3 protein-coding genes are annotated in these 2,117 nt (G+C 68.4%); 2 read left to right on the forward strand and 1 reads right to left on the reverse strand.

All coding sequences use genetic code 11. The annotated features are described in order from the left end of the window. Positions 1 to 59 precede the first annotated feature (59 nt). Positions 60 to 155 (forward strand): hypothetical protein, encoded by a 96-nt coding sequence (locus sphsw_RS20805; RefSeq protein WP_327195643.1) that lies wholly within the window; start codon positions 60 to 62, stop codon positions 153 to 155. Continuing rightward, positions 152 to 1,645, forward strand: coding sequence for an MFS transporter (locus tag sphsw_RS11135; protein ID WP_031440684.1), 1,494 nt, complete (start codon positions 152 to 154; stop codon positions 1,643 to 1,645). Before sphsw_RS20805 ends, sphsw_RS11135 begins: the two co-directional genes overlap by 4 nt. A gap of 36 nt (positions 1,646 to 1,681) precedes the next feature. Here sphsw_RS11135 and sphsw_RS11140 read toward each other — a convergent pair. Beyond that, positions 1,682 to 2,117: DUF1190 domain-containing protein (locus sphsw_RS11140; RefSeq protein ID WP_052380923.1), on the reverse strand; the 436-nt coding region annotated here is incomplete at its 5' end.

Consider the following 2,117-nt stretch of genomic DNA (forward strand, 5'->3'; position numbering starts at 1 on the left):
ATCCGCCGCTGACGACGGTGGCGCAGGACACGGTGCTGGGCGGCCGGCGGCTGGTCGAGATGCTGCTAGCGCGGATCGACGATCGGCCTGTGACGAGCATCGTGCTGCCGACGCAACTGGTCGTACGGCGCTCGTCGGGCGAGGCTGCGGCGTGACGCGCGAGAAGCCGCGTCAGGGTTTCTGGGGTCTGTGGAACATCTCGTTCGGGTTCTTCGGGATCCAGATCGGTTTCGCGCTGCAGAATGCGAATGTCAGCCGGATCTTCCAGTCGCTCGGCACCAGCGTCGACGATCTTGCCTTTCTGTGGATCGCCGCGCCGCTGACCGGGCTGCTCGTCCAGCCGGTGATCGGGCATTACAGCGACCGGACCTGGGGGCGGCTCGGGCGCCGGCGACCCTATTTCCTGGGCGGTGCGGTGCTGGCGACCATCGCGTTGCTGGGGATGCCGAACGCGCCTGTGCTGTGGGTTGCGGCGGCGCTGCTGTGGATGCTCGACGGATCGCTCAACGTCGCGATGGAGCCGTTCCGTGCGTTCGTCGGCGACATGCTGGGCAGTCGGCAACGGACCGCGGGCTATGCGTTCCAGACCGGCTTCATCGGCGCGGGCGCGGTGATCGGCAGCCTGGCGCCTTTGATCCTGACCGACGTCTTCCACGTCGCCAACACCGCGGCGGGGGGCGGGATCCCGCCATCGGTGCGCTATGGCTTCTATCTGGGTGCCGCGGCGCTGTTCTGCGCGGTGCTGTGGACGGTGCTGACGACGAAGGAATATTCGCCCGACGAGATGGCGGCGTTCGAGCATGTTGGCGGCGCGGTCGAGGCGGGGCCGGCGATAGCGGCACCGGTCGGATCGGGCGCGCGGCTGGCGCCGGTGTGGATCGCGCTGGGGGCGATCGTGATCGCGGCGGTGGCGCGGTTCGGGCTCGACAAGCCGGTCTATCTGCTCGGCGCCGGGCTGATCGCGTTCGGTATCGCACTGCTGGTCAGCGCCGCGCTCGTCCGGTCGGGTAGAGAGTCCAATGTTCTCAGCCAGATCGTCGGCGATCTTGCGACCATGCCGCAGACGATGAAGCGGCTCGCGCTCGTCCAGTTCTTCACCTGGTCGGCGCTGTTCATCATGTGGATCTACACCACGCCGATCGTCACGCAGCGCGCGTTCGGGACGACCGACACGGCGAGTGCGGCGTATAATGACGGCGCGAACTGGGTCGGGGTGCTGTTCGCGGTGTATAACGGCGTGGCGACGGTGTGGGCGTTCGTGATGCCGTGGCTCGCGGGGCGGATCGGGCGGCGCAATGCGCATATCCTCGGCCTGCTGAGCGGGGCGGCGGGGTTCGGGTCGTTCCTGCTCCTGCGCGATCCGCATGCGCTGATCGGGTCGATGGTGCTGATCGGGATCGCCTGGTCGTCGATTCTGACGATGCCCTATGCAATGCTGTCCAACGCGCTGCCGCAGGCCAAGCTGGGCGTTTACATGGGGCTGTTCAACATCTTCATCGTGCTGCCGCAGCTGATCGTGTCGTCGGTGATGGGGCAGGTGATGCGGACGGTGTTCCCGGGCGATCCGGTCTGGGCGATGCTGATCGCGGCGGGGGTGATGGGCGTCGCGGCGCTGGCGATGCTGCGGGTGCCGCGGGACGCCTGAGATACTGCCCTCCCCCTGGCGGGGGAGGATCAGGGGTCAGCCGCCGAAGCCGCCGCGGCCGCCAAAGCCGCCGCCGAACCCGCCGCGCGAGATCACCGAGCTGCGGGTCTGGACCCGCGCGGGAGCACGCGCCGTGGTAGGCGTAAAGGCGTCCGAGCCGACGCGGGTGCGGCCGGTGACGTAATCGCGGCTGATGCGGCCGCCGGCGCCGCCATAATAATTGCCCTGACGATCGCGGTACATCGGTGCGCCGCGATAGCCATAGCCGCCGTTGAGCGCCTGGCCGATGATGAACCCGGTCAGCAACGGCGTGAAGAAGCTGCCGCCGCTGCCATTGTTGCGCGGTTCGCACTGCGCGGCACCGAACTGCTCCTCGCAGGTCTGCTTGTCCTCGAACCGTGGTGCGGTCTTGGCGGCGTCGGTCTTGGCCTGTTCATAGGCGGTGTCGCACTGCGCGGCGGGGATCGCCCCC

The organism is Sphingomonas sp. FUKUSWIS1 (genome assembly GCF_000733135.1).
Taxonomy (GTDB): Bacteria; Pseudomonadota; Alphaproteobacteria; order Sphingomonadales; family Sphingomonadaceae; genus Sphingomonas; species Sphingomonas aerolata.